Annotated in this window: 17 protein-coding genes; 8 read left to right on the top strand and 9 right to left on the bottom strand. The window is 73.4% G+C overall.

Annotated features, from left to right (window positions below):
* Position 1 precedes the first annotated feature (1 nt).
* Complete coding sequence (locus BM430_RS35560) at positions 2 to 1411, bottom strand: peptidoglycan-binding protein (protein WP_093567770.1); 1410 nt, start codon at positions 1409 to 1411, stop codon at positions 2 to 4.
* A 231-nt stretch (positions 1412 to 1642) separates the two neighbouring features.
* On the opposite strand from BM430_RS35560, the gene BM430_RS13445 reads away from it, so the two are divergent.
* Positions 1643 to 6928, top strand: coding sequence for an alpha-2-macroglobulin family protein (locus BM430_RS13445; protein WP_093567769.1), 5286 nt, complete (start codon positions 1643 to 1645; stop codon positions 6926 to 6928).
* 251 nt (positions 6929 to 7179) lie between these two features.
* Here the strand turns inward: BM430_RS13445 and BM430_RS13440 are convergent, their stop codons facing one another.
* Positions 7180 to 10050 (bottom strand): bifunctional diguanylate cyclase/phosphodiesterase, encoded by a 2871-nt coding sequence (locus tag BM430_RS13440; RefSeq protein WP_093567768.1) that lies wholly within the window; start codon positions 10048 to 10050, stop codon positions 7180 to 7182.
* 289 nt (positions 10051 to 10339) lie between these two features.
* Here BM430_RS13440 and BM430_RS13435 point away from each other — a divergent pair, with 289 nt between their 5' ends.
* Entirely contained in the window at positions 10340 to 11518 is a 1179-nt protein-coding gene (locus BM430_RS13435; RefSeq protein WP_093567767.1) for an acyltransferase family protein, read from the top strand.
* A gap of 383 nt (positions 11519 to 11901) precedes the next feature.
* On the opposite strand, the gene BM430_RS13430 is transcribed toward BM430_RS13435, so the two are convergent.
* A complete protein-coding gene (locus BM430_RS13430; protein ID WP_093567766.1) occupies positions 11902 to 12894 on the bottom strand; it encodes an aldo/keto reductase in 993 nt (330 codons plus the stop codon).
* Positions 12895 to 12992: 98 nt separating this feature from the next.
* Here BM430_RS13430 and BM430_RS13425 point away from each other — a divergent pair, with 98 nt between their 5' ends.
* On the top strand, positions 12993 to 13907 hold the full coding sequence (locus BM430_RS13425; protein WP_093567765.1) for a LysR family transcriptional regulator: 915 nt from the start codon (positions 12993 to 12995) through the stop codon (positions 13905 to 13907).
* A gap of 100 nt (positions 13908 to 14007) precedes the next feature.
* Here the strand turns inward: BM430_RS13425 and BM430_RS13420 are convergent, their stop codons facing one another.
* The 3 genes from BM430_RS13420 to BM430_RS13410 form a co-directional block, all read right to left on the bottom strand.
* A complete protein-coding gene (locus tag BM430_RS13420; RefSeq protein ID WP_093567764.1) occupies positions 14008 to 14844 on the bottom strand; it encodes an alpha/beta fold hydrolase in 837 nt (278 codons plus the stop codon).
* A 98-nt stretch (positions 14845 to 14942) separates the two neighbouring features.
* On the bottom strand, positions 14943 to 15173 hold the full coding sequence (locus BM430_RS13415) for a hypothetical protein (protein WP_093567763.1): 231 nt from the start codon (positions 15171 to 15173) through the stop codon (positions 14943 to 14945).
* A 267-nt stretch (positions 15174 to 15440) separates the two neighbouring features.
* Positions 15441 to 15644 (bottom strand): hypothetical protein, encoded by a 204-nt coding sequence (locus tag BM430_RS13410; RefSeq protein WP_093567762.1) that lies wholly within the window; start codon positions 15642 to 15644, stop codon positions 15441 to 15443.
* 291 nt (positions 15645 to 15935) lie between these two features.
* Between BM430_RS13410 and BM430_RS13405 the strand changes: the two genes are divergently transcribed.
* Together BM430_RS13405 and BM430_RS13400 are read left to right on the top strand one after the other, a co-directional pair.
* Positions 15936 to 16622: a spermidine synthase gene (locus tag BM430_RS13405; protein ID WP_093567761.1), complete on the top strand. Its 687-nt coding sequence runs from the start codon at positions 15936 to 15938 to the stop codon at positions 16620 to 16622.
* Positions 16623 to 16764: 142 nt separating this feature from the next.
* Positions 16765 to 17805 carry a helix-turn-helix domain-containing protein gene (locus BM430_RS13400; RefSeq protein WP_177303037.1) on the top strand — a complete coding sequence of 347 codons (1041 nt, stop codon included), beginning with the start codon at positions 16765 to 16767 and terminating at the stop codon, positions 17803 to 17805.
* 903 nt (positions 17806 to 18708) lie between these two features.
* On the opposite strand, the gene BM430_RS13390 is transcribed toward BM430_RS13400, so the two are convergent.
* Together BM430_RS13390 and BM430_RS13385 are read right to left on the bottom strand one after the other, a co-directional pair.
* Positions 18709 to 19872 (bottom strand): dimethylmenaquinone methyltransferase, encoded by a 1164-nt coding sequence (locus tag BM430_RS13390; RefSeq protein ID WP_093567832.1) that lies wholly within the window; start codon positions 19870 to 19872, stop codon positions 18709 to 18711.
* An 83-nt stretch (positions 19873 to 19955) separates the two neighbouring features.
* Positions 19956 to 20969 (bottom strand): LysR family transcriptional regulator, encoded by a 1014-nt coding sequence (locus BM430_RS13385; protein WP_093567758.1) that lies wholly within the window; start codon positions 20967 to 20969, stop codon positions 19956 to 19958.
* Between the two features lie 99 nt (positions 20970 to 21068).
* Here BM430_RS13385 and BM430_RS13380 point away from each other — a divergent pair, with 99 nt between their 5' ends.
* Entirely contained in the window at positions 21069 to 21449 is a 381-nt protein-coding gene (locus BM430_RS13380; RefSeq protein WP_093567757.1) for a hypothetical protein, read from the top strand.
* 117 nt (positions 21450 to 21566) lie between these two features.
* Here BM430_RS13380 and BM430_RS13375 read toward each other — a convergent pair whose 3' ends face one another.
* Positions 21567 to 22940, bottom strand: a complete 1374-nt coding sequence (locus BM430_RS13375; protein ID WP_093567756.1) for an HD-GYP domain-containing protein — start codon at positions 22938 to 22940, stop codon at positions 21567 to 21569.
* A 250-nt stretch (positions 22941 to 23190) separates the two neighbouring features.
* Between BM430_RS13375 and BM430_RS13370 the strand changes: the two genes are divergently transcribed.
* Together BM430_RS13370 and BM430_RS13365 are read left to right on the top strand one after the other, a co-directional pair.
* A complete protein-coding gene (locus BM430_RS13370) occupies positions 23191 to 24099 on the top strand; it encodes a LysR family transcriptional regulator (RefSeq protein ID WP_093567755.1) in 909 nt (302 codons plus the stop codon).
* A gap of 116 nt (positions 24100 to 24215) precedes the next feature.
* On the top strand, positions 24216 to 25073 hold the full coding sequence (locus BM430_RS13365) for a shikimate dehydrogenase (protein WP_093567754.1): 858 nt from the start codon (positions 24216 to 24218) through the stop codon (positions 25071 to 25073).
* Positions 25074 to 25168 lie beyond the last annotated feature (95 nt).

The following is a 25168-nucleotide window of genomic DNA, read 5'->3' as shown; positions in this document are numbered from 1 at the left end:
TTCACCCGCCGCACCGCACCCCCACCACCGCTCCGGCGAAGCGCCCGGCGACCGCGCCGGCGGTGAGCGGCGGGGCATCGCCGGAGGGGGCCGTCCGGGCGTCGGGGCCGAGGAGGGCCTTGAGCGCCGCCGGGCCGACGAGGGGATGGGTGAGCGGGGGCAGCACGCCGGCGATCAGGCGGGGCTGCGCCGGTAGGCGGGCGACGACACCGAGGAGGCGGCCGGCGCGGTCGAGGACCGGGGCACCGGCGGCGCCGGGCTGGAGCGGGGCGAGGAGGCCCGCCGCCGCGACCTCGCCGGTGGTCACGGTCGGGCCGTCGGGACCGGCCGCGAGCACGAGCGCGGCCTCGCCCGGGGCGGCCGGGGCCGGCGCGAGGGCGGGCGGGGCCGTGCCCGCGCTTGACGGAGTGACGCCGTCGAGGAGCGCGAGGCCGCTGGATTCGTCGCGCCGCAGCACCCGGGCCGGCTCCCCGGCGACGAGGGGACCCGGGCAGGAGCCGGGCAGTACCGCGACGATCCGGCGGGGCGCGACGACGAGGCCGGTCGCGGGCGCGGGTCCTGTCGCGGGGGCGGCCGGCTCCGCCACCGCCGCGACCGGGCGCGGGGCCGCCGCCGGGGCCTCGCCCGGAAAGGGCACGAAGCTGTTGGCGATGGCGATCACCAGCCGGTCCATCTCCCGGGCCGAGGCCTTGTCGTAGGCGAGGGTGAAGCCGCGCAGGCCCGCCGGGCCGGCGGCGTGGCGGATGTAGAACTTGCCGCCCGCGGTCTCGCCGGTGACGACCGTGAAGTCGGGGCGCTTGAGGGTGTAGGTCACCTTGCGCTCCGGCGTCGCCGCGGCGCCCTGCGCGAACAGGGCGTCGAGGTCGGTCTCGCCGGGGGCGTAGGCCCGGGTGTCGAGGGTGACGCGCCCGTCCGGGCTCTGCCAGCGGGTGCCGCCGGCCACCCGGCTGCGCTTCGATAGGAGCCTTTCCGGCACGCCGAGGACGAGTCCGGTGGCGGGATCCGCCGCCACGGTGAACCGGGCCGCCCGGCGCGCCGCCTCGCCGGCGGCGAGCAGCGCGGCGCGGGCCGGCTCGTCGAGGAGTCCGGTGACGGGGGCGCCCGCCTTCGCCTGCCAGGCGCCGATCGCCTCGTAGGTGCGCCGGCCGAAGGCGCCGGTGACGACGCTGTTGTAGCTGCCGGCCCAGACCAGGGCGTCCTGCACCGCCCGTCGCTCCGCCTCGGGCCGGGCCTCGAAGGCGGCGCGGGCCGCCTCGAAGGCAGGATCGGGCGTGGCCGCGGGGCGCGGGGCCGGGACCTTCGCGGCGGGTGCCGGCGAAGCGGGCATCTGGGCGACGGCCGCCGGGGCGAGGCCGACCCAGGCGAGGAGCGGCATCAGGCCGGCGGCGAGCAGGCGGGCGGGGCGCGGCATCGGGCTCTCCGAAGACGAGGCGCCAGACCTTGGCAGAGGCGGGGCCGGACTTCCAGCGGCCCTGCGCGTCGTTCCGGCCGTTGGGGCCGATCGATCCAGGCCCGGACGAAGTGGAGGCGTGGGCGACGCAAGACAGGGCGAAATCGATCGCTCCGGGGCGACATCGGATTGCACCGCGATCGGACGCTGCTTAGGCTCCGCCCGCGCGGGGAATCGCTTGCGAGGCCGGACATGTCGCTCATCACCCGGGTCGGTCGCGTTGCCGTCGGTCTGGCCGGTCTTCTGGCGGGGCTCGCGAGCGCGCAAGGCCAGCAGCCCCCGAGCCCGGCGCCCCGCCGCGCCGCCCTGGTGCAGCCGATACAGAAGCCGAAGAGCTTCGTGCGCCCGTCCCTCGCCAGCGAGGCGGTGCGGCTCGAGGCGCGGGTGAAGGAGGAGGGCGGCGCGGGCGGCCGATCCGCCGCGCAGTGGCGCCGCGAGGCCGAGACCCTCAAGACCAAGGACGAGACCGACGGGGCGCTCGCCGCCTACCGCCGCGCCGCCGCGGCCGAGCCGGCCGACTGGCGCAACTGGGTCGCCCTGGCCGAGACCGCGAACGGCGCCGAGAACGACGATTACGACACCAACCGGATGCTGAAGGCGGAGGCCCGGGCCGGCGCCTACCTCGCCTACCAGCGGGCCGGAGCCCCGGCCGACGAGGCGCGGTCGCTCGCCCTCCTCGGCGCGGTGCTCGCCAAGCAGGAGACCTGGCGCCCGGCGCTGGAGGCCTACGCGGCGAGCCTCGCGCTGGCCGGCGATCCGGAGACCGCCAAGACCTACGAGGCCTTGCGCGACGCGCACGGCTTCCGGGTGCTCGACTACAAGGTCGATTCCGACGCCGCCGCGCCGCGGGCCTGCTTCACCCTGTCGGAGGCGATCGACCCGAAGGCGGATGTGGCGCCCTTCGTAGCGGTCTCCGGTGCCTCCGGCACCGCCGTGACCGCGCAGGGGCAGCAGGTCTGTGTCGACGGACTGCGCCACGGCGAGCGCTACGGCATGGTCCTGCGCCAGGGCCTGCCGTCGAGCGTGGGCGAGGCCCTGCGCAAGGCGGCCGATTACGAGATCTACGTCCGCGACCGCAGCCCGCAGGTGCGCTTCACCGGCCGCAACTACGTGCTGCCCCGCACCGGCCAGGCCGGCGTGCCGCTGGTCTCGGTCAATGCGGCCAAGGTCGATGTCGAGGTGGTGCGCATCGGCGACCGTGGGCTGCTGCCGGCCCTGCGCGGCGACGAGTTCCTGTCGCAGCTCTCCGGCTCCGGCCTCCGCACCATCGCCCGCGAGCGCGGCGTGCAGGTCTGGAAGGGCACGCTCGACACCGCACCCGTCGAGATCAACCGCGAGGCTGTCACCGCCTTCCCGGTGCTCCAGGCGGTCGGCAAGGTCGAACCCGGGCTCTACGTGATGACGGCGCGCCCGAGCGGCACCGCGTCGCTCGCCGACGAGGAGGGCGGCTACGAGAGCGAGGCGACGCAGTGGTTCGTGGTCTCGGATCTCGGGCTCACAGCCTTCAAGGGCCGGGACGGGATCCACGTGCTCGCCCGCTCCCTCGCCTCGGCCGCCGTGCTGAAGGGGGCGGAGATCCGCCTCGTCGCCCGCAACAACGAGGTGCTGGCGACCCGCGGCACCGACGGCCAGGGCCTCGCCGCCTTCGATCCGGGGCTCGCCCGCGGCGAGGGCGGGGCAAGCCCTAGCCTCGTGGTGGCGCGGCTCGGCGACGATTACGGCTTTCTCGACCTGAATCTGAGCGCCTTCGACCTCGCCGACCGCGGCGTGAAGGGCCGGCCGGCCCCCGGCGCCGCGGAGGCCTACCTCTACCCCGAGCGCGGGGTCTACCGCTCGGGCGAGACGGTGCAGCTGACCGCGCTCCTGCGCGACGCCAAGGGCGCAGCGATCCCGAGCCTGCCGCTCACCCTGGTGGCGAAGCGCCCGGACGGGGTCGAGTATCGCCGGGCGCAGGTGGCGGATGCGGGCCTCGGGGGCCGCGCCTTCTCGCTGCCGCTGCTGCCGGGCGCGCAGGCGGGCACCTGGCGGGTCGCCGCCTATACCGACCCGAAGGCGCCGCCGGTCGGCGAGGCGACGTTCCTCGTCGAGGATTACGTGCCCGAGCGCCTCGACGTGACCCTGACGCCGGCCGAAGCCGCCCTCAAGCCGGGCGAGCCCGCGACCGTCGCGGTCGCGGCGCGCTACCTCTACGGCGCGCCCGGCGCGGGCTTGAGCGTCGGCGGCGCGGTGGCGGTGCAGCCGGCCGCCCGCAGCGGCATCAAGGGCTTCGAGGAGTTCTCCACCGGCCTCGACGACGAGCGCGTCGAGCCGGTGACGGCGGAATTGGAGGGCCCCGTCACCACCGACGCGCAGGGGCGCGCGACGGTCCGGGCGCCGGTGCCGGCGTCGAGCGGGCCGCGGCCCTTCGAGGCCAAGGTCTCGCTCCAGGTCGGCGAGCCCGGCGGCCGGGCGGTGCAGCGCAGCCTGACCCTGCCGATCCTGCCCGCCGGTCCGGTGATCGGGCTCAGAAAAACCTTCGGCGAGTTGCGCGAGGGCGCGACCGCGACCTTCGAGGTGGCGGCCGCGCGGCCCGACGGCACGCGGCTGCCGGCCGAGGCGACCTGGACCCTGCTGCGGGTCGACCGGCGCTACCAATGGTATCGCGCCGACGGGCGCTGGTCCTACGAGCCGGTCAAGACCACCGCCAAGATCGCCAACGGCCGCGTCGCCCTGGCGGCCGAGGCGCCGGCGAAGCTGGCGATGCCGGTCGGGCTCGGCCAGTACCGCCTGGAGGTGCGCGGTCCCGGCCTCGAGGCGGCGAGTCTGTCGTTCAGCGTCGGCTGGAGCGGGTCCGAAACGGCGGATGCGCCCGACCTCCTCGACCTGACTCTCGACCGCGACGCCTACGCCTCGGGCGAGACGCTGAAGGCCAACTTGCGCCCGCGCTTTGCCGGCACCGCCACCGTCGCGGTGGTGAGCGACAAGGTCCACGAGATCCGCACCCTCGACCTGCCGGCGGGCGGCGCCACCGTCGAGATCCCGGTGAAGCCGGATTGGGGTGCTGGCGCCTACCTCGTCGCCACCGCCTACCGGCCCCTCGACCAGGCGGCCAAGCGCCTGCCCGGCCGGGCGATGGGGCTGGCCTGGTTCGGGATCGACCGCGACGCCCGCAGCCTCGGCGTCACGGTGGAGGCTCCGGCCAAGGTCCGGCCGCGGGGCGAGTTGCGCCTGCCGATCCGCCTCGCGGGCCTGAAACCCGGAGAGGAGGCGCGGGTGACCGTGGCGGCGGTCGACGTCGGCATCCTCAATCTCACCCGCTACGCCAGCCCGGATCCGTTCGGGTTCTTCTTCGGCCAGAAGGCGCTCTCGGCCGAGATCCGCGACCTCTACGGCTACCTGATCGACGGCATGCAGGGCACCCTCGGCGCCATCCGCTCCGGCGGCGACGCCGGCGGCGCGGAGCTGGAGGGCGCGCCGCCGGCGCAGGCGCCGCTCGCGCGCTACTCGGGCGTCGTCACGGTCGGGCCGGACGGCCGGGCCGAGGTGAGTTTTCCCCTGCCCGCCTTCAACGGCACCGCCCGGGTGATGGTGACGGCCTGGAGCGCGGCGCGGGTCGGGGCGGCCTCGGCCGACGTGGTGATCCGCGATCCGGTCGTGGCGAGTGGCACCCTGCCGCGCTTCCTCGATGTCGGCGACCGCTCGCGCCTGCACGTCGCCCTCGACAATGTCGAGGGGCAGGCCGGGGACTACGCGGTCGATGTCGACCTCGCCGGGCCGGTCGTGGTGCCGGCCGGCTCCCTCAGCCGCTCGCTCCGCCTGGAGCCGGGCGGGCGCGGGTCGGTCGAGATTCCGCTCACCGCCGCGGGTCCGGGCCTCGCCCGGATCGACCTGCGGCTGACCGGCCCGGGGCTGTCCGAGCCCGCCGGCCAGAGTTTTTCCCTCGGCATCCAGCCCGGCACCGGGGCGCTGCTGCGCCGCGAGGTCCGCACCCTCGCGCCCGGCGCGAGCCTGACCGTGTCGGGCGACCTCCTCGCCGAGGTGATCCCGGGCACCGGTTCCGTCACGCTCGCGGCCTCGCCCTTCGGTGGCATCGACGTGCCGGCCCTGCTCCAGGCCCTCGACCGCTATCCCTACGGCTGCACCGAGCAGGTGGTGAGCCGGGCCCTGCCGCTGCTCTCGGTCAACCGGCTGGCGGCGCTCGCCCAGCTCGGCCTCGACGGCAGCGCCGACGAGCGGGTGCGGGGGGCCATCGACCGGGTGCTGTCGCGCCAGGATTCGAGCGGCGCCTTCGGGCTGTGGTCGGCGGGCCAGGCCGAGGATCTGTGGCTCACCGCCTACGCCACCGACTTCCTGACCCGGGCGAAGGAGCGCGGCTTCGCCGTCCCGCCGACTGCGCTCACCCTCGCCCTCGACCGGCTGCGCAACAGCGTGGCGAATGCCAGCGAGGTGACGGAGGGCGGCCTCGACCTCGCCTACGCGGCCTACGTGCTCGCCCGCAACGGCCGGCCGGTGATGGGCGACCTGCGCTACCTCGCCGACACCAAGCTCGCCTCCTTCGCGACGCCGCTCGCCCGCGGCCAGATCGCGGCGGCGCTCGCGTTGCTCGGCGACCGGACGCGGGCCCGCACCGCCTTCGAGGCCGCCGTGGCGGCGCTCCGGGCCGAGCGTGACGGCGGTGCCTACCGGGCCGATTACGGCTCGCGCCTGCGCGACGGCGCCGGGCTGATCGCGCTGGCCGCCGAGACCGGCGTCGCGCGGGACGCGCTCGGTCCGCTCGGCACCGTGGTGGGCGAGGAGCGCGATTCCGGCCGCCCGACCAGCACCCAGGAACAGGCCTGGATGGTGCTGGCGGCGGCCGAGCTCGCCAAAGATGCGGCGAAGGACGCGCCCTCGCTCGCCCTCGACGGCGCGCCGGTGACGGGCGCGCTCTACCGCACGGTCCCAGGCGCCGCCCTGGAGGCGAAGCCGGTGACGGTGACCAATCGCGGCACCGCCCCGGTGCAGCTCGCCCTCGGCGTCTCGGGCAACCCGGCGGTGCCGGAGCCGGCGGAGGCGAAGGGCTACACGATCGAGCGCAGCTACCACCGCCTCGACGGCAGCCCGGCCGACCTCGCGGCGTTGCGCCAGAACGACCGCCTGGTGGTGGTGCTGAAGGTGACCGAGGCCAAGGCCAGCGCCGGCCGCCTGCTCCTCGTCGACCGCCTGCCGGCGGGCCTTGAGATCGACAACCCGAAGCTCCTCGACGCGGACGCGACCGCCGGCCTCGCCTGGGCGAAATCCGACGTGAAGCCCACCCACACCGAGTTCCGCGACGACCGCTTCGTGGCGGCCTACGACCGCGACCCGAGCCAGTCCGCCTTCTTCAGCGTCGCCTACACGGTGCGGGCGGTGACGCCCGGCCGCTACGTCCACCCGGCGGCGACGATCGAGGACATGTACCGCCCCGAGCGCTACGGGCGCACGGCGTTCGGGACGCTGGAGGTGGGGGCGGCGCGGTAAGCACCGGCGACAGCGGTGTTTCCATTCACCCCCGCCCTTTCCCAGACGACTGGAACGAAGTGGAAGGAGATCCGGGAACCAGGGGAGAAGTGCCGCGAAGCGGCTCCGTATCTTGCAACGCTAAAGGCAACCGGACGCTTCGCGACTTTTTTCGCTGGATCCCGGATCTCCTTCCGCTGACGCTGCAGTCGTCCGGGAAAGGGGTGGAGGCAACCTATTCGACGGCTCGTCGCGGACCGCGCCCACTCCGGTCACCCGTTCGCGACCAGCCGCCCCGCCGCCGCGGCGAAAATCCCCTCCCCGGCCATCACCGTCGCGAGTTGCGCGACGGGTTGCGGCTTGCCGAACAGGTAGCCCTGCATCTCCGCGCAGCCCTCGCCGATCAGGACGCGCATCTGCGCCTCGGTCTCGACGCCCTCGGCCACCACCCGGATGCCGAGGCTGGCGCCTAAGCCGAGCACGGCGCGCACGATCACGGCCGCGGCCGGGCGCCGCTCGAGCTGGCTGACGAAGGACCGGTCGATCTTGATCGTGTCGAACGGGAAGGCCTGCAGCGTCGCCAGCGACGAGTAGCCGGTGCCGAAATCGTCCATGGCGATCCGGATCCCGAGCGACTTCAGCCGGCGCAAGGATGTCAGGGCGCGGGCCATGTCGTTGATGATGACCGTCTCGGTCACCTCGATCTCGAGCCGCTCCGGCGGCAGGCCGGTCTCGGTCAGGATCGCCAGGACGCGCTCGGGCAGGTCGACCTGCTGGAACTGGCGCGGCGACAGGTTGACCGCGACCTTGAGCGGGTAGGCCCAGCCCGCCGCCTCTCGGCAGGCCGCGCGCAGGACCCACTCGCCGAGGGGGACGACGAGGCCAGTCTCCTCGGCGAGCGGAATGAACGCGCCCGGCGGCACCAGGCCGCGCGACGGATGCTGCCAGCGCACCAGCGCCTCGAAGCCGACGAGCGTTCCCCCGGAGGCCGGCCCGGGGGAGCGCCGGCCCTGACCGAGCCGCACCTGCGGCTGGTAGTGCAGCACCAGCTCGTCCCGCGCGATCGCCCGGCGCAGGTCGGTCTCCCGCTGCCGCCTTTCCGCGAGCGCCAGGTCCATCTCCGGGTCGAAGGCGCGGGCCGCGTTCCGCCCCTCCGCCTTGGCCTTGTAGAGGGCGAGGTCGGCGCGCCGCATCAGCGTCTCCTCGTCGGTCCCGTCCGCCGGCGAGGTGGCGATGCCGATGCTGGCGCCGATCTCGACCGACTGATCGCCGAGCCGGATCGGCCGGCCGATCGCCCGCACGAGCCCTTGCGCCCGCGCCATCGCGTCGCCCGGGCCGTCGATGGCGGCGAGCAGCACCGCGAACTCGTCCCCGCCGAGCCGCGCCGCGATGTCCTGGCCCGAGAGACCCGCCCGCAGGCGGTGCGCGACCTCGCGCAGCAGCGCGTCGCCGGTGAGGTGGCCGAGGCCGTCGTTGACCTCCTTGAACCGGTCGAGATCGACGCACAGGACCGCGCAGGCGCCCTCGCCGCGCCCGGTCTCGGACAGCCGCCGCCGCAGCCGCTCGCGGAACAGGGTGCGGTTGGGCAGGTCGGTGAGGGCGTCGTGGGCCGCCATGTGGGCGATCCGGCTCTCCGCCTCCTTGCGCACGCCGATGTCGACGTGGGTGCCCACGATCCGGGTCGCCCGCCCGTCGGCCCCGCGCGCGACGACCTTCGAGCGCGTGAGGAACCAGCCCCAGGTGCCGTCCTTGCGCCGCAGCCGGTGCTCGCACGCGAAGACCGGCGTCGCCCCGGCGAGATGGGCTGCGAGCTTGGCGCGGGCTTCGGCCCGGTCGTCGGGATGGAGGAGCGCGCGCCAGGTCCTGCTGTGGGACGGCAGCTCGCCCGGGGCGTAGCCGAGCATGTGCCACCAGCGGTCCGAGGTCCAGGCCGCGCCGGTGGCGAGGTCGCAATCCCACAGGCCGTCGCTGCTCGCGTCGAGCGCCAGCGCCAGGCGCTCCTCGCTCACCTGCAGCGCCTCGCGGGCCCGGACCATGTCGTCGATGTCGAGCGCCGTGCCGATCCACTCGACGACGCCCCCCTGCTGCAGGGCCGGGGCGATGACGATCTTGTGCCAGCGATACGCGCCCGCGGGATCGCGCCAGCGCAGCTCCGCCGCGAAAGCCCGCCGCTCCGCCCGCGCCCGCAGCCACGTGGCGGCGGCCGCGTCGCGGTCGTCGGGGTGCTGGAGCTCGATGCGCAGCGCGTAAGCGGCGGCGCGCGCGCCGAAGAACGCCCGGAACGGCCGGTTGGAATAGAGGGTCGTGCCGTCGTCCCTGACGACCCAGACCATCTGCGGGAGCGCGTCGGTGAGCGCCCGCATCCGTTCCTCGCTGGCGAGCAGGGCCGCCTTCTGCCCGCTCAGCACGCCGTTCATCCGCCGCAGGCGGTCGGCGACCAGCGCCAGGGCCGAGCAGGCGAGCACCGCGAGGGTGACGGCGGCGATGCCGGCGGCGAGCACGGCCCGGGGCAGGCTGTCGGCCCCGTCGCCCGCCCGGGGATCGGGCACGACTTCCGCCGCCGCCATCGCGAGGAGGTGCAGCAGCACGATCCCGCCGGCGAGCAGGGTTGCCGCGGGGATCAGGCTGCGGCGCTCGCCCCGGCGCCGGAACATCAGGAACGCGGCGCAGGACAGGGCGGACCCCACCACCAGGGCCGCGGCGGCGAGGCCCGGATGCCAGACGAAGGTGCCCGGCACGCGTACGCCCTGCATGCCAGTGGCGTGCATGGCGGCGACGCCGAGGCTCAGGAGGAGACCCGCGGCGAGGCGGCCGGAGGTGCCGCGGGCCCGGCGCAGCAGGCCCAGGGCCGCGAGCGCGCCGGCCACGCCGACGAGGAGCGAGGCGAGGGTCGCCGCCGGATCGTAGCCGACGCCCACCCCCGGATCGTAGCCCAGCATGGCGATGAAGTGCGTGCTCCAGGTTCCGGCCCCGGCCGAGAAGGCCGCGCCGAGGAGCCAGACGAGGGAGCGCCCGCCGCGCTCGGCGCGCGCCTGCCCGAAGAGCTGCAGGGCCGTATGGCAGGAGAACCACGCGACCAATGCCGCCAGCGGAACGGCCCAGACCGTATGCTCGACGGTCAGGCAGACGAACGCACGATACATGGCACCCCGTGACGGCTGCGGCGCGGATTCACACCGTGCGGCGGAGTGATTGAACAATCATTACTGATGCCGCTGCGTGACGATGCTGATTCTCAGCTCGAACACACAAGGGGGTTGTGGTTTTTAATATGAGATCGAGATATTCAGTAAATTTGTAAGAGCCTGATCCATTCGCCCCGGCGGTTCCGGCTTGTTCATGGCCGCTTTTTGCGGGCCGCGGGGCGGCTCGGCCGTGGAGCGTCGCGCCCTTGCCGCGTAGAACGGACCCGTCACTGCCGCCGGGTCCGCGATGCTCCTCCTCCGCCGCATCCCGCCCGCGCCTCCGGCTCCGCCCGCCGCGCCGGAGGCGCGCCTCACCGCCCTCGACCGGCTGCGGGGCGCCCTCGTCGGGCTCGTCGTCCTGCACCACGCCGTCCTCGCCTACTGCACCTTCGGACATGTCGACTGCGCCCACTACGCCCTGTCGACGGCACCGATCGTCGATCCGGAGCGCTGGCGCGGCTTCGACGGCCTCGTGCTGCTCGACGACGCCTTCTTCATGCCGCTGCTGTTCCTCCTGTCGGGCCTGTTCGTCCGGGACGGGCTGGCGCGGAAGGGGGCCGGCGCCTACCTGCGCGGCCGGGCGCGGCGCCTCGGCTTGCCCTTCGCGGTCGCCGTGACGACCCTGATGCCGCTCGCCTACTACCCCTCGTACCTGCAGGCCGGGGGCCGGGCCGGCTTCGCGGCGTTCTGGGTCCGGACGGTGACGACCGGGCCCTGGCCGAGCGGGCCGCCCTGGTTCATCGGCGTCCTCCTGGCGTTCGACGCGGCGGCCGCCCTGCTGTTCGTCCTGAGGACCCGCGACCGGGCGGGGCGGGCCTTCGCACCGGGCCGGGACTTCCTCCTGCTGGTCGGTCTCTCCGGCCTCGCCTACCTGCCCCTCCTCCTCGCCGTCGGTCCGGCGCTCTGGATCGGAATCGGGCCGCTGGCGATCCAGGCCAGCCGCATCGGGCTCTACGCGGTCTATTTCGCCGCCGGCGTCGCGCTCGGACGGGGCGGGAGGCCGGCACTCCTGGATGTCGGCCGCGCGCTCGCCGCGCGCTGGCGCTCGTGGGTCCTCCTCGCCCTCGCCTCGGGCGCCGCCCTCGTCGCCGCAACGGCGATCGGGGGCCGGCTGCCGGCGCGGGAGGCGCTCGTCCTGGAGGGCGCAGCGCGGACCCTGTTCTGCGCCGCCGCCGCCCTCGCGCTCCCGGTCCTGTTCCTCCGCTTCGGCGGAGGCCGCTCCGGCGCCTGGGACAGCCTGTCGGCGAACGCCTTCGCCATCTACCTGCTGCATTACCCGGCCGTGACCTGGGTCCAGGCCGCACTCCTGGGCCTGCCGCTCGGCGCTCCCTTCAAGGGCGCAATCGTGTTCGTCGTCGCGTTCGCGGCGAGCTGGGGCGGCGCCTGGGCGCTGCGCCGGTCTCCCCGCATCCGCAGGCTGCTTTGAGCACCTGCTTGACCTTGAAGCCGACAATACGAGGCACTTTTCTATCCCACCTCGACCTCATCCTGAGGGGCGAACGGAGTGAGCCTCGAAGGAGGCCTCCAGATAGCCCTGAGACTTCTGAGCCCTCCTTCGAGGTCAGCCGATTTTCGATCGGCTGACACCTCAGGATGAGGTTGTGAGTGGGGTAATATCGACCGATCAACCAAACAGGCTCCGAGCCAAGCCGCTCCGGGCGGCGTCATACGAAATCCGACTGATTGCTTCAGGCGATCCTGTCGGATCGCAGGCGCAATGTGGATTTCGGCTTCGCTCAGGCGCCGCGCGGGCTGGTGATACCAAATCCGGAAGTGATCTTCCGGATTTGGTATCAGCTGACCGGAACGCTACCCGGCCGCGCTCTCGATCCCCGCCATCCCGCCCGGAGCGTAGCGCGCGCCGGCCGCCGTGCCCGGGGCGAACAGCGCGTCGAGGGCGGCGATGTCCGGGGGCGAGAGAGCGAGGTCCGCGGCGGCCGCGTTCTCGGCCAGGCGCTCGGGCCGGCGGGTGCCGGGGATCGGGATCACGTCGGGGCTGCGGGCCATCAGCCAGGCCATGGCCACTTGGCCGGGGGTGGCGCCGCGCTCGCGGGCGAAGGCGCCCAGGGCCTCCGCGAGCCGGCGGTTCTGCGCCAGCGCCTCGCCCTGGAAGCGCGGGTTGCCGCGGCGAAAGTCGTCCGGGGCGAGGGTCTCGACGTCGAGCGCTCCGGTGAGGAAGCCGCGGCCGAGGGGCGCATAGGCGACGAGGGCGACACCGAGGTCGCGGCAGGCCGCCAGAAGGCCCTGCTCCGGCTCCCGGCTCCACAGGGAATACTCGGTCTGCACCGCGGCGATCGGGTGGACCGCGTGGGCGGCCCGCAGGGTCTCGGGCGAGACCTCCGACAGGCCGAGCGCCCGCACCTTGCCGGCCTCGACGAGGCGCGCCATGGCGCCGATCATCTCGGGAATCGGCACCGACGGGTCGCGGCGGTGGCAGTAATAGAGGTCGATCGTCTCGACGCCGAGGCGGCGCAGGGAGGCCTCGCAGGCGGCGGCGAGGTAAGTGGGGCTGTTGTCGATCCGCCGCTCGCTCGACCCCTCCCGGCGCACGATGCCGAACTTCGTCGCCAGCACGACGCGGTCGCGCCGACCCTTCAGCACGCGGCCGAGCAATTCCTCGTTGCGGCCGTGGCCGTACTGGTCGGCGGTGTCGAGGAAGTCGTAGCCCAACGCCAGGGCGGCTTCGAGGGCGGCGGGCGCCGCCGCCGCGTCGGTCGGGCCGTAGAATTCCGAGAATCCCATGCAGCCGAGGCCGGGGGCGGAGACGGTGAGGCCGGACCGGCCGAGGGAACGTCGCTGCATCGAAGCACTCCTTGTTCGCGGACGGGGCGGATCTGGCGTTCCGGCGCCCACCGGATAAGCTGCGCCGCTCCGCATGAACCGATGAGCCAGGCTCACCAATGGTCCGCGACGACCTTCCCGACCTCGCGGCCTTCGCGGCGGTGGCCCATCACCGCAGCTTCCGGCGCGCCGCGGCCGCGCTCGGCCTGTCGCCCTCGGCGCTCAGCCACGCCCTGCGCGGGCTGGAGGAGCGCATGGGCGTGCGGCTCCTCAACCGCACCACCCGCAGCGTCGCCCCGACCGAGGCCGGCGCCGCCCTGCTGGCGCGGCTCGCCCCCGCCCTCGACGACATCGCCGGCGCGATGGCGGCAGCCTCCGCCACGGCCGCGCGCCCCGCCGGCACCCTGCGGCTCAACGCGCCGCGCAGCGCCTGCCGGCTGGTGCTGATGCCGCTCATCGCCCGCTTCCTCACCCTCCATCCCGACGTGCGCGTCGAGGTGGCGAGCGACGACGCGCTCACCGACATCGTCGGCGAGGGCTACGACGCCGGGATACGCTTCGGCGAGCGCCTCGCCCTCGACATGGTGGCTCTGCCCTTGAGCGGGCCGCAGCGCTTCGCCGTCGTCGCGGCGCCCGCCTACCTGGCGCGACGCGGCACGCCGGACGAACCGGGCGACCTGTCGGGCCATGCCTGCCTGCGCCAGCGTTTTCCCGGCGGGAGCCTGTTCCACTGGGAGCTGGAGCGCGACGGGATTCCGGCGCCGGTCGCGGTCGACGGTCCGCTGATCCTCGGCGACCAGGACCTGATCCGGCTCGCCGCCCTCGACGGGCTCGGGATCGCCCTCCTCTTCGAGGGCTACGTCGCCGACGACCTCGCCGACGGCCGGCTGGTGCGGCTGCTCGCGCCGTGGTGCCCGGCCTTCCCGGGCTTCCACCTCTACTATCCGGGCCGCCGGCAGGTGCCGACGCCGCTGCGCGCCTTCCTCGACGTGGTGCGGGAGGCGGGGCGGCGCGCGCCGCCCGCATGTCCGTGATCAAGAAGCGGGGCGGCGCGCGCCGCCCGCATGTCCTTGATCAAGAGGCGGGACGGCGTGCGCCGCCCGCATGCCCGTGGATCGACCCGGCCCGTCGGGATCACCCCTTCACGAAGGCGAGGAGGTCGGCGTTGAGCGTCTCGGCCTCGGTCGTCAGCATGCCGTGCGGCAGGCCCGGATAGGTCTTGAGCGTGCCGTTGCGCAGGAGCGACACCGATTTGCGGCCGGCCGCGTCGATCGGGACGATCTGGTCGTCCTCGCCGTGGAGCACCAGGGTCGGAACCGAGATCGCCTGCAGGTCCCCGGTCTGGTCGGTCTCCGAGAAGGCTTTGATGCCGTGGTAATGCGCGAGGGCCGAGCCCATCATGCCCTGGCGCCACCAGTTGCGGATCGTGCCCTCGGACACCTGGGCGCCCGGCCGGTTGAAGCCGTAGAACGGCCCACTCGGCACATCGAGGAAGAATTGCGCCCGGTTGGCGGCGAGCGCGGCGCGGAACCCGTCGAAGACCGCGATCGGCAGGCCGCCGGGATTGGCCTCGGTCTTGAGCATCAGGGGCGGCACGGCGCTGACGAGGACCGCCTTGGCGACCCGCCCCTGCGGCTCGCCGTGGCGCGCGACGTAGCGGGCAACCTCGCCGCCGCCGGTCGAATGCCCGACATGGATCACGTTCATGAGGCCGAGCTGGTGCACGATTGCCGCCGCATCCGCCGCGTAATGGTCCATGTCGTGCCCGTCCGGAACCTGCGACGAGCGGCCGTGGCCGCGCCGGTCATGCGCCACGACCCGGTAGCCGCGGGCCGCGAAGAACAGCATCTGCGCGTCCCAGTCGTCGGCGGAGAGCGGCCAGCCGTGATGGAACATGATGGCCTGGGCCTGCCGCGGGCCCCAATCCTTGTAGAAGATCTGAACGCCGTCGCCGGTGGTCACGAAGCTCATCGGATTATCTCCTGCCGCGGGGCCGGCGCGCCTCGGGCCGGCCGGCAGGATCTAACATACGGGAGCTTCGGCGTCGGGCGTAAAGCGGCCCGGCGCGTTCAGTCCGTCTCCGTCTCCTCGCCCGGGGTCTCCTCGGAAGGAGTCTCCTCGGCCGGGCCGTCGTCCGGCGACGGCGCGGGCTGCGTGTAGGCGGGCTTCGCGGGCTTGTTCTTCCGGGCCGATGCGGGCGAGGCCGTGTGGGTCGGCATCTCCGCCAGCCGCGCGACGCGCGCCTTGAACTCCTCGTTCGACGGGCTGCGGGCCGAGCCGGTGATGAACATCTTGGCCATGGCCGATCCTCTCGTGCGGGATGGCGGACCCGCCGGAGGCGCATCTGCCCGCGATCGGTGCCGCTGGACAGATTTCGCGATCACATCGGACAGACGTGCCCGAGCCGGAGCGAGCTCCAGGATCCGGGACGGCCGCCGACGATCGACCGTTCGACGATGAACGGTTTCGTCGTCGCCCACAAGGCGAATTCTCTCGTGCGACCGGTCGTCGTCGCGGCACGGGCCGGACGGAGGGCGGTGATTCGCCTCCGGCGAGCCCGGGCGGTCCTAGCGCCGGCGCGGATCGGCCGGGCGGAAGGCGCGCTCCACGGCGGCGGTGGCGCTGGCATAGGCCCGCTCCTCGCTGTCGTGCGGCCGGTCCGACCGCTCGAGCAGCTTGCCGTGCTTGCGGATCGCCCAGCCGAATTTTCCTTTCGGGCTGCTCAGCGGGGCTACCTCGATGGTGAAGGGGTAGAATTCGTTCTCGCTCATCCGCGGAACTATGGCACGGAACCCCCGCGAAGGACAAACATCCCGCCGCCCCGATCCCCTGTCCGATTCCAGAGCCGGGCCGGCCGCGATGCCGGCCTCGACGCGCCGCCCCCGCGCGTGCGATAGCCGGCCCCGTTCCGGTCTCTCGTCGGCGCGCCGTCGCGGCCGCGGGCCGGCCTCCGGCGGCTCTCGTCGCGGAAGAACGCCCCGCCCGCGTTTGCGTCCCGATCATCCTGCCCGATCCCGAGGCCGCTCCGCCGGCACGGCTTTGAGTCCGATGGAGTGCGATTCTTGATTCCCTGGGTTCACCTCGACACCAGCGCCATCCCCGGCGAGACCGCGTCCTTGCGCCTGATGCGCCGGGGCGACGAGTTCGCGATCGTGGTCGACTCGATCGAGCTGATGAACAGCCGCCGCAGCGGCTCGGAGCGGGCGCTCGCCAGCCTCGCCTGCGCGCGCCTGAACCGGCTCCCGGCGCCGCGGGTGCTGATCGGCGGGCTCGGCATGGGCTTCACCCTGCGGGCGGCCTTGAGCGAGCTCGGGCCGCTGGCCGAGGTGGTCGTCGCCGAACTGATCCCGGCCGTCGCCGCCTGGGCGCGGGGACCGCTCGCGCACATCTTCGCCGGCAGCCTCGACGATCCCCGGGTGAGCCTGCACGAGACCGACGTCCACCACCTCATCGCGGACCGCCCCGGCGCCTACGACGCCATCCTGCTCGACGTCGACAACGGCCCGGAGGGCCTGGTCCAGCGCAGCAACGACCGGCTCTACGACGTCGCGGGCCTCGGCCGCGCCCGGCGGGCGCTGCGGCCGGGCGGCGTCCTCGGCGTGTGGTCGGAGAGCCCCGACCGCAAGTTCAAGTCCCGCCTGCAGCGCGGCGGCTTCACGGTCGAGGAGCACAAGGTCCGCCCGGCCGGGGGCAGCGGGCGGCACGTGGTGTGGATCGGCGAGCGGGTGGACGGGGCGGGTCCGCGCTAGTGGCCACCGGCCGCGGATTCCGGCGGGACGCGCGATGTCTTGCGACAAATCGATTTGCACAACCGTGACCGCCATGCGAGCCTGATGCAACCAGGGTCGGTGCGCCACCCCCGCTTCGAGCCCGATGGGATCCCCGCCTGACATGACCCTTCGCGGCCCCAACCTCCGTCTGGAAGGAACGACCTTCGGGCCGCGGACGATCCCCGCCTGGCGCGAGGCCGTGGCGCCGTTCTGGGACGTCGAGGTCCGCAAGGAGGACACCCCGGATTTCCGCGGCCGGTCGGAGGTCTACCATCTCGGCAACGCGATCATCGGCCTGACCGCGGCCTCCGGCCTGCGCAACGAGCGCTCGCGCAGCCTCGTCGCCCGCATGGGCGTCGACCACGTGGCGGCGCAGCTGCGGATGGAGGGGCGGGCGACGATCCGGGCCTCCGGGGACGAGGCGCCGGTCGGTCCCGGCGACGTCGCCCTGCTCGACCTCGCGCAGGCCCTCTCCCTGGATTCGACCGATTACCGCGCCATCACCGTCATCATCCCGCGCGGCCTGTTTCCGGAGGGCGGGGCCCGGCTCGGCGAGGCGCACGGAACGGTCCTGCGCGCCGGCGACCCGTTCGGGGCGCTGGTCGGCGACCACCTGCGCTCGCTCGGCCGGAACGTGCCCCACTTCACCCCCGCGGAGGCGCGGGTCGCCGCCCAGGCGACGGCGTGCCTGCTGTCCGCCGCGGCGGGCAAGGCCACCGAGGCCGGCCCAACCGGCCGCGCCTTCGAGCGCGCGCCGATCCTCCTCGCCATCCGCGGCCACATCGACGCCGAGATCGGCTCGCCGGAGCTGAGCGTGGAGCAGATCTGCCGCCGCTTCGGCGTCTCGCGCAGCGCGCTCTACCGCCTGTTCGCGCCGCTCGGCGGCGTGGTCGAGTATATCCGCCGCCGCCGGCTCGCCCGCGCCTACCGCGACCTCGCCGAGGGGAGCGGGCAGGCCGCGCGGGTCTCGGAGGTCGCCTATCGCTACGGCTACGGCAGCCCGGCGAGCTTCACCGCCGCCTTTCGCGCCGAGTTCGACGTGAGCCCCGCCGACGTGAGGGCGGCGGCGCGGGGCGCAGGCCCGGAGCGGCGCAGCCCGCCGGACGGGACGGCCGGGGGCTGGGACGGCTTCTACGACTGGGTCATGACGCTCGACGCCTGAACCGGCCGATTGGGACGCCGGATGAAGGAATTGGGACGAATCGCCGTCGTCCCGGCGCCGTCCGCGCCCGACATGCTGCTCCATCTTCGGAGGGTGGGAGGCGGCAGGTGCGGCGAGGGAACGGGTGGCGACGGAAACCCGTCGGCCTACCGCGCGACGGCGAGCCGCTCGTGCGGCGCTGGATCGGCGCCGGGCGTCGCCGCGCGGCCCGGAAGGACCGGACCGTCGGCAGCGCGGGTGCCGAGATCATCACGCTGACCTGGGCCCAGACCTTCGGCCGCGGCGCGGCGGATCCGAGACCCGAGGGGACGCGGGACCGGGATGCCGGCGGACCCGGGCCCGCCCGGGGGCAGCAGGGTTGCCCGGGAGACAAGTGAGGCGCGGGAATCCTCCTCTCCCCGCGGGCGGGGAGAGGGCTGTGTCCCCGTTCAGGGGACGCAGCGAGGCGCAGCCGAGGGTGAGGGGGTGGTGCCGGAGGAGGCTCATCCGGGAATACCCCCTCACCCTCGCTCCGGCTGCGCCTCCGCTTCTTTCGTCCCCGGCAAGGGGGACGAAAGCCTCTCCCCGCCCGCGGGGAGAGGGGAAACCCACGCCGTTTCTTTTCCCCGGACAGCCCTGCCTCTGCGGGGAAGGGTGGCCCCCGCGTCAGCGGGGGTCGGGAGAGGGGAGCCACGCTTCAGGATAAAGCAGAGCCGTTCTGACGGGCCCCCTGAATCAACGTCGCGCTGCCCCTCTCCCGCCCGGCTCCGCCAGGCACCCTCCCCCGCAGAGGGGGGAGGGGAAAAGCCGCGCCACTTCTTTTCCCCGGACAGCCCTGCCGCCCACGGTGAGAGGGAACCCGCACCTCTTCTTCCATCGCACGATTACGCAAGGATCCGGCGGGAGCCGCCCCCGTGACCCGCCCTACCCCTTCCAGTTCTTCAGCGCCGCGAACGGGCTGTCGGCGGCGGCCCCCTTCGGTGGGCTCAGCACCGGCTCGACCTGCGCCACGGCGTCGGCGAGCGAGAAGGCGGTGCCGCTCGGGAGCTTGCCGCCGGCGGCGTCCTGGTGGCCGCCGCCGCGGAACAGGCGGGCGCCGTCGAGGGCGGTGCCGTCGATCGAGCGGAACGACAGGGTGCCGGCGCGCTGCACGTTGACGAGGCGCTTGGCGCGCCCGCTCGCCATCACCAGGTCCGAGACCCGCTGGAAGGTGCCGGCATCGAGGGCGAAGGACAGGAGCGTGCCGTCCGGGAGCGCGTGGAACAGCGCGTCGGAGCGGGCGAGGGCCCGGGCCATCCGCTGGCGGGTGGTGAGGCTCGCATCGTCGTCGGGCGCCTCGCGCATCAGGTCGTCGACGATCGCGCCGCGGATCTCCGGGACGGCGCGCTCCAGTTCGGCCGAGGTGGCGCCGGCGCGCAGGCGCGCGATCGCCTCCAGCAGCAGGCGGGCCACGAAGGGATCGTGCGCCGGATGCCCGACCGGCACCAGGGTGCCGACATTGTCCCAAAAAATCTCGTCGAGGGCGAAGCCGCCGGGGAAGCGGGGATCGTCCTTGCGCCAGAGGTCGAGGGCGTCGACGGAAGCCGCCAGCAGCGCCAGATCCTCGGCGCGGGCGGGGTCGGCCTCCCGCGTGGCGAACAGGGCGCGGTGGGTCGCGACCATCTTCGTCGCGCTCGAGCCCTCGTCGACCAGCACGGTGACCGACGGGTCGCCGAGATCGAACCGCGACAGGCGCGGATTCTCGGAATCGGCCTTCGGCTCCAGCCCCTGGCGGCGCATCTGGTCGATCGAGGAGGTGTGGTGGTCGAGCACCACCAGCCGGTGCTGGGCCTCCGGGTCACGCTTGCGGTTCATGGCGGCGAAGCGGCGCAGGAAGGCGATCGTCGGCTCCTCGATGCCGAGATCGGTGATCAGCACCATCTCCGCCGCCTTGGTCTTGCCTAAGCGCTTCAATTCGTCGTCGACGACTGGGCCGACATCGCCGTAGCGCGGCACGTGCACGATCCGGGCCGGCTCGGCATAGGCCGCGACGAGGGTCGCGGCGCCGTAGCCGTCGAGGTCGTGGTGGGTGATCTGGGTCAGGCGCACGGGAAAGGGTCCGGGTCGGTTCGGGTCGAAGGTGAATCCCGCCAGCATAGCGGCTCGCGCGCCGCACCGGCAGGGCCTGGATATCAGGAAACGACCGGCGCCTCGCCGGAATCGGGAAGGGGCCGGCCCTCGCCCAAGTCGGAAAGAGGCCGGCCTTCGCCGGAGTCGAGAAGAAGCCGGCCTTCGCCGGCGAGGCGCCGCAGCAGGTCGCGCAGCCAGCGATGGGCCGGGTCGTCGTCGTAGGAGGCGTGCCAGAGCATGCCGATCGCCACGTCGTCGAGGGGGACCGGGGCGGGGCTCACGGTGAGTCCCAGGGTCTCGGCGAAGAGCGTGGCGAGGCGCGCATGCATGGTGGTGAGCACCGGCGCGCTGCGCACCAGGAACGGCACCGCGATGAAGCGCGGCGAGGTGACCGCGAGGGTGCGGCTGCGGCCGATCTTGGCCAGGGCGTCGTCCACCACCCCGTGGGCGGTCTCGCGCAGGCTGGTCAGCACGTGGGGAAAGCGCAGGTAATCGTCGAGCGAGATCGGCGGCGTCAGCCCGACCAGGTCGGCGTTGAACAGGCAGACGTAACTGTCGCGGTAGAGCAGGCGCTGCTTGTGGTGCATCTGCCCGCGGAACGACAGGTCGATGGCGAGGTCGAGCCGGTCGGCATCGATCTCCTGCAGGACGTGCGCCCGGTCGACCGAGCGCAGCAGCAGGCTGATCCCCGGCGCCTCCTGCCGCAGGTAGGCGAGGAGGCGCGTGCCGAGCAGCACCTCGGTGCTGTCCGGCAGGCTGATCGTGAAGGTGCGCTCGACCGTGCGCGGATCGAAGGCCTCGTCCCGGCGCACCAGGACCTGGACCTGGCGCAGCACGATCCGCAGCGGCTCGGAAAGCGCCAGCGCCCGCGGCGTCGGCCGCATCCCCTCGGGGGCGCGGGTCAGAAGCTCGTCGTCGAACAGGACCCGCAGGCGGGCGAGCGCGCTGCTCATCGCCGATTGGCCGATGCCGATGCGGGAGGCCGCCCGGGTCACGCTGCGCTCGGCGAGCAGGGCGTCGAGGGCGACCAGGAGGTTGAGGTCGATCCGGGATAGATCGATATGATCAATAGTCATTATCGATACGATCTGTTTGATCCATGCTGCACCGCAGCGCATATCACGTCCATGGATGCGGGGCGCTCGCCGCTCCCCGCCACGGACAGGACGACGACCATGACCCGGACGACCCTTCTTAAAGCCCTCGGCAAACCCCTTCTCGCCGCCGTCGCGACGCTCGCCGCCGGCGCGGCTTCCGCCGGTGAGTTGCGCCCGGCCGGTGCGGCCAGCCTCGACCTCGGCTCGCTCGCCGGGGTGGCCTACTACACGCCCGAGCCCGCGGGCTACCGCGTGGTGGTGACGCTGGCCCCGCGCGCCGCCGCTCCCGCCTCCCGGTTCGAGGCGGTGCTGGCCGCCGGGCAGAGCGTCACCGTCTCGACGCCGCGCCAGGCCGGCCGCACCGCCCGAACGGTCACCATCGCCCGCACGGGCGACGCCGTCACGGTGACGCCGGCCCGGGCGCGGGAGACCGTCGAGGCGACGGCCTCGATCGAATAACCAACCAGAATCGCGTTGGCAGGCCAACGCGATTCTGGTTAGAACCTTGATTTGTCGCAGATTTTCGTCGCAAAACCGGCAACCACTTTTGCGAAATCTGCTTAGGCCCGGGCGGCGTCACGCCGCCCGGGACAGGTCCCCGTCGAGCCCGGCGATCACCCGCTCCAGAGCCGCGAAGCAGGCCGAGTCGAAAGCGGTGCCGATCTCCGCGCGCATGATGCCGAGCGCCTTCGGAACCGGCATCGCGGCGCGGTAGGGACGGTCGGCGGTCAGCGCGTCGAACACGTCCGCCACCGAGACGATCCGCGTCTCCGGCGCGATGGCGTCGCCCATGAGGCCGCGGGGATAGCCCTTGCCGTCGAGGCGCTCGTGATGGGCGCCGCCGATCCGCGCGAGGGCGTGGAAGGCGGCGACGCGGGCGAGGATCGTCTCGGACAGGAGGGCGTGGTTGCGCATGTCGCGCCACTCGGCCTCGTCGAGCTTGGCCGCCTTGTCGAGGATCGCGTTCGAGACCCCGAGCTTGCCGACGTCGTGCAGGAGCGCCGCCCGGCGCAGCCAGCGCCGGGCCCGGGCGTCGTAGCCGAGCTCCGCCGCGATCAGGTCGGCATAGACCGCGACCCGCTCGGAATGGCCCGAGGTGAACGGGCTCTTGGCGTCGATCACCTGGGCGAAGGCCCGGGCGATGTCGTCGAGGTAGTCCTCGTCGACGACGAGGCCGGGCCGCGCCGGCTCCAGGGCCGCGACGGCATCCGCCACCCGATCCGAGGCCAGGACTTCCCAGAAGCCCGGCGCCCGCGCCGCCCGCTCGAAGGCCGCCACGGCATCGGGATCGAACCAGCTGCCGGCCCGGGCCCGCGCCTCATTGAGCGCCGCCGCCGGCCCGGCGCTGGTGTGAAAGACGTCGACGACCTGCGCCAGCAGGGCGATGCGGGCGTAGAGCGGGATCCCGGGCCCGGCGCGGCGGTCGGGCCGGCCCTTGCCGTTCCAGTGCTCGTCGAGGGCGTGGATCGCCTCGCACACGACCGGCGGGAAGCGCAGCCGCGCGGCGATCTCGGCCCCGCGCTGGCAGCGGGTCTGGATCAGGTCGTCGACGATCTCGCCGCCGTTCTGCAGGATGTTGAGCACCGCCCGGAAGCGCTCGGCCAGGCCCGCCCTGAGCCCGGTATGCGAGAAGACGAAGCCCAGCACCTGGGGCAGGCTGTCGCTCACCGTCTTGAAGTCGCGCTTGAAGCCGATGTCGTCGGACAGGTACAATTCGCAGATCCGCGCCGCGTTGCTGGAGCAGCCGAGGTCCTTCAGCATCACCGTATAGTAGAGCTCCCAGAGCCGGTCGGGCGGAAGGCCCATCTCCCGGCCGACCTGCACGCCGATCCAGGTGGCGCGGACGCAGTGGCCGGGCGGCTGGCCCTCGGTGAGGTCGAGGGCGTGGCTGAGCGCCCCGAGCAGCTCGGACAGCGGGATGCCCCCGGCCGGGACCTCTCCGGCGGACATGTCTCCTGCCGGCATGTCCGCGACGCTATGCAAGCTCGGCGTCGTCACAGGCCCCTCCCCTTCTCGTCCGGACCGGTTGGCGCCCCGGCACTCCGATATGCCAAGCGCACGAGTCGTTGGCGTGCCACTGATTCGCGCTCCCGGCAAATGCCGTTGCGGCCTCGCCGGACCGGCGGCTTGCCGGGCCGTTTGCGTTAGGACCGGCTTTGCGCCCATCTGGAGCGTGCTTGCACCCCGCGAAGGACACCGGATGCTGACCCTGCGCCAGATCGAGGTCGCCCGCGCCGTGATGGTGACCGGGACCATCGCCGGCGCGGCCCGGCTGCTCAACGTCTCGGCGCCGGGCATCAGCCGGCTGATGAAGTACACCGAGACCTCGCTCGGAATCCGCCTGTTCGACCGGCGGGCCGGGCGACTGGTGCCCTCCGAGCAGGCGCGCCACGTCTTCGAGCAGATCAACGCGGTGTTCGACAAGGTCGAGGACCTGCGCTTCGTCCTGGAGCGCACCCAGGGCGGCGGGGGCCAGGAACTGCTGATCGGCTCGGTGCCGTCGATCTCGCACGTGATGGTACCCCGCGCGATCGAGCGGGTGCGCGCGGCCTATCCGCACCTCGTCATCGACATCAACATCCTCAAGCTCGAGGAGGCGATCGACTATCTGCTGCTCGGCAAGGGCGAGGTGGTGGCGATGAGCTACCGCTTCGACCACCCGGCGCTCACCTTCGAGCCGCTCGCCCGCGGCGGCCTGTTCTGCATCGTGCCGCTCGACCATCCGCTCGCCGCCCGGACCTCGATCTCGGCCGAGGAGATCGTCCGCCACCCGCTCATCGGCATCGACCCGAACGACCCCTACGGCCGGATCATGTCCGACATCTTTCGCGAGCGCGGCCTGTCCTACGGCATCACGATCCGGGCCCGGTTCGGCTCGACGGTGTGCTCGCTGGTGCGGGCGGGCCTCGGCATCGCGGTGATCGACCAGTTCACCATCGCGTACGACGCCTTCCCGGGCATCCGCGTGCTGCCGATCGAGGAGGCGCCGGTCTTCGAGACCTGGATCGCCATGAAGGCCGGCACCGCGCTCAGCATGTTCGCCGGCAGTTTCGTGCGCTTCCTGCGCCGAGAGATGGCGCGGCCGGGGCAGATCGCCCCCCAACCGTAACATGATGTTACGATCGGCGCGCAACTTGGTATTCGGGAGGCGGGCGAGGTGGAGATATCGTGCAGCCCAAGGGAGAGCTCGCCGCGGGCGGGCACGGAAACGAAGGGCCTCGCACCATGGCTCACGGGCATGCCAGACCCGTCCTGCTCGGGCTGATCGGATCGCCGATCGCCCATTCCGCCTCGCCGGCGATGCACGAGGCCGCCGCCGAGGCGGTCGGGCTGCGGGCCCATTACCAGCTCATCGACGTCGCCGGCGCCGATGCCGCGCAGTTGCGGACCCTGCTGTCGTCGCTCGCCCCGATCGGCTTCTCGGGCGTCAACGTGACCTTCCCCTACAAGGAAGCGGTGCTGCCGCTCCTCGACGACCTGTCGCCGGGCGCCCGCGCCGTCGGCGCCGTCAACACGATCGTGGTCCGGGACGGACGGCTCACCGGCCACAACACCGACATGACGGGCTTTTCCCGCGCCCTGCGGCAGGCCTTCGGGCCGGGCCCTGAAGGCCCGGTGGCGCTGATCGGCGCCGGCGGCGTCGGCAAGGCGGTGGCGGCGGCGCTCGCGGGCTTTCCCGGCCTCGAGGTCCGCCTCGTCGATGCCGACCCGGCCAAGGCTGCCTCGGTGGCGGCCGCGCTCGACGGGACCATCTCGGTGCGGGTCTGCCGCAGCGTCGAGGAGGCGGTCGAGGGCGCGCGCGGCCTCGTCAACGGCACGCCGGTCGGGATGCTGCCGGATCGCGGCACGCCGGTCCCCTTGCGCCTGCTCCGCCCGGAGATGTGGGTGGCGGATGCGGTCTATTCCCCGCTCTGGACGCCGCTCCTCGCCGAGGCGGCCCGGATCGGCGCCCGCACCATGACCGGGCGCGAGCTCGCCATCCACCAGGCCCTCGACGCCTTCGCGCTGTTCACCGGGCGCGAGGCGCCGGCCTCCGCGATGGAGCGGGCCTTCGACCGCGCGGTGGCGCCGCTCGCCGCCTGACGCACGCGCGAAGTCCGGGCGCAAGCCCGGCCGTGCCCTTGCATTCCGGGGACGGATATGGAATTGCGCGCAATGGGTTTTGATTGATCTTTACT

Source organism: Methylobacterium sp. 174MFSha1.1 (assembly GCF_900116815.1).
In the GTDB taxonomy this organism is placed as follows: domain Bacteria; phylum Pseudomonadota; class Alphaproteobacteria; order Rhizobiales; family Beijerinckiaceae; genus Methylobacterium.
The sequence above is the reverse complement of the archived record's forward strand: the minus strand, read 5'-3'. Positions and strand labels throughout refer to the sequence as shown.

Bases quoted from the DNA above. Each gene is read 5' to 3' on its own strand.
- BM430_RS13415 (WP_093567763.1), bottom strand. From the start codon at position 15,173: ATGGCCAAGATGTTCATCACCGGCTCGGCCCGCAGCCCGTCGAACGAG.
- BM430_RS13435 (WP_093567767.1), top strand. From the start codon at position 10,340: ATGCTCCTCCTCCGCCGCATCCCGCCCGCGCCTCCGGCTCCGCCCGCC.
- BM430_RS35560 (WP_093567770.1), bottom strand. From the start codon at position 1,411: ATGCCGCGCCCCGCCCGCCTGCTCGCCGCCGGCCTGATGCCGCTCCTC.
- BM430_RS13425 (WP_093567765.1), top strand. From the start codon at position 12,993: ATGGTCCGCGACGACCTTCCCGACCTCGCGGCCTTCGCGGCGGTGGCC.
- BM430_RS13385 (WP_093567758.1), bottom strand. From the start codon at position 20,969: ATGACTATTGATCATATCGATCTATCCCGGATCGACCTCAACCTCCTG.
- BM430_RS13375 (WP_093567756.1), bottom strand. From the start codon at position 22,940: ATGTCCGCCGGAGAGGTCCCGGCCGGGGGCATCCCGCTGTCCGAGCTG.
- BM430_RS13410 (WP_093567762.1), bottom strand. From the start codon at position 15,644: ATGAGCGAGAACGAATTCTACCCCTTCACCATCGAGGTAGCCCCGCTG.
- BM430_RS13430 (WP_093567766.1), bottom strand. From the start codon at position 12,894: ATGCAGCGACGTTCCCTCGGCCGGTCCGGCCTCACCGTCTCCGCCCCC.
- BM430_RS13420 (WP_093567764.1), bottom strand. From the start codon at position 14,844: ATGAGCTTCGTGACCACCGGCGACGGCGTTCAGATCTTCTACAAGGAT.
- BM430_RS13365 (WP_093567754.1), top strand. From the start codon at position 24,216: ATGGCTCACGGGCATGCCAGACCCGTCCTGCTCGGGCTGATCGGATCG.
- BM430_RS13370 (WP_093567755.1), top strand. From the start codon at position 23,191: ATGCTGACCCTGCGCCAGATCGAGGTCGCCCGCGCCGTGATGGTGACC.
- BM430_RS13445 (WP_093567769.1), top strand. From the start codon at position 1,643: ATGTCGCTCATCACCCGGGTCGGTCGCGTTGCCGTCGGTCTGGCCGGT.
- BM430_RS13400 (WP_177303037.1), top strand. From the start codon at position 16,765: ATGACCCTTCGCGGCCCCAACCTCCGTCTGGAAGGAACGACCTTCGGG.
- BM430_RS13380 (WP_093567757.1), top strand. From the start codon at position 21,069: ATGACCCGGACGACCCTTCTTAAAGCCCTCGGCAAACCCCTTCTCGCC.
- BM430_RS13440 (WP_093567768.1), bottom strand. From the start codon at position 10,050: ATGTATCGTGCGTTCGTCTGCCTGACCGTCGAGCATACGGTCTGGGCC.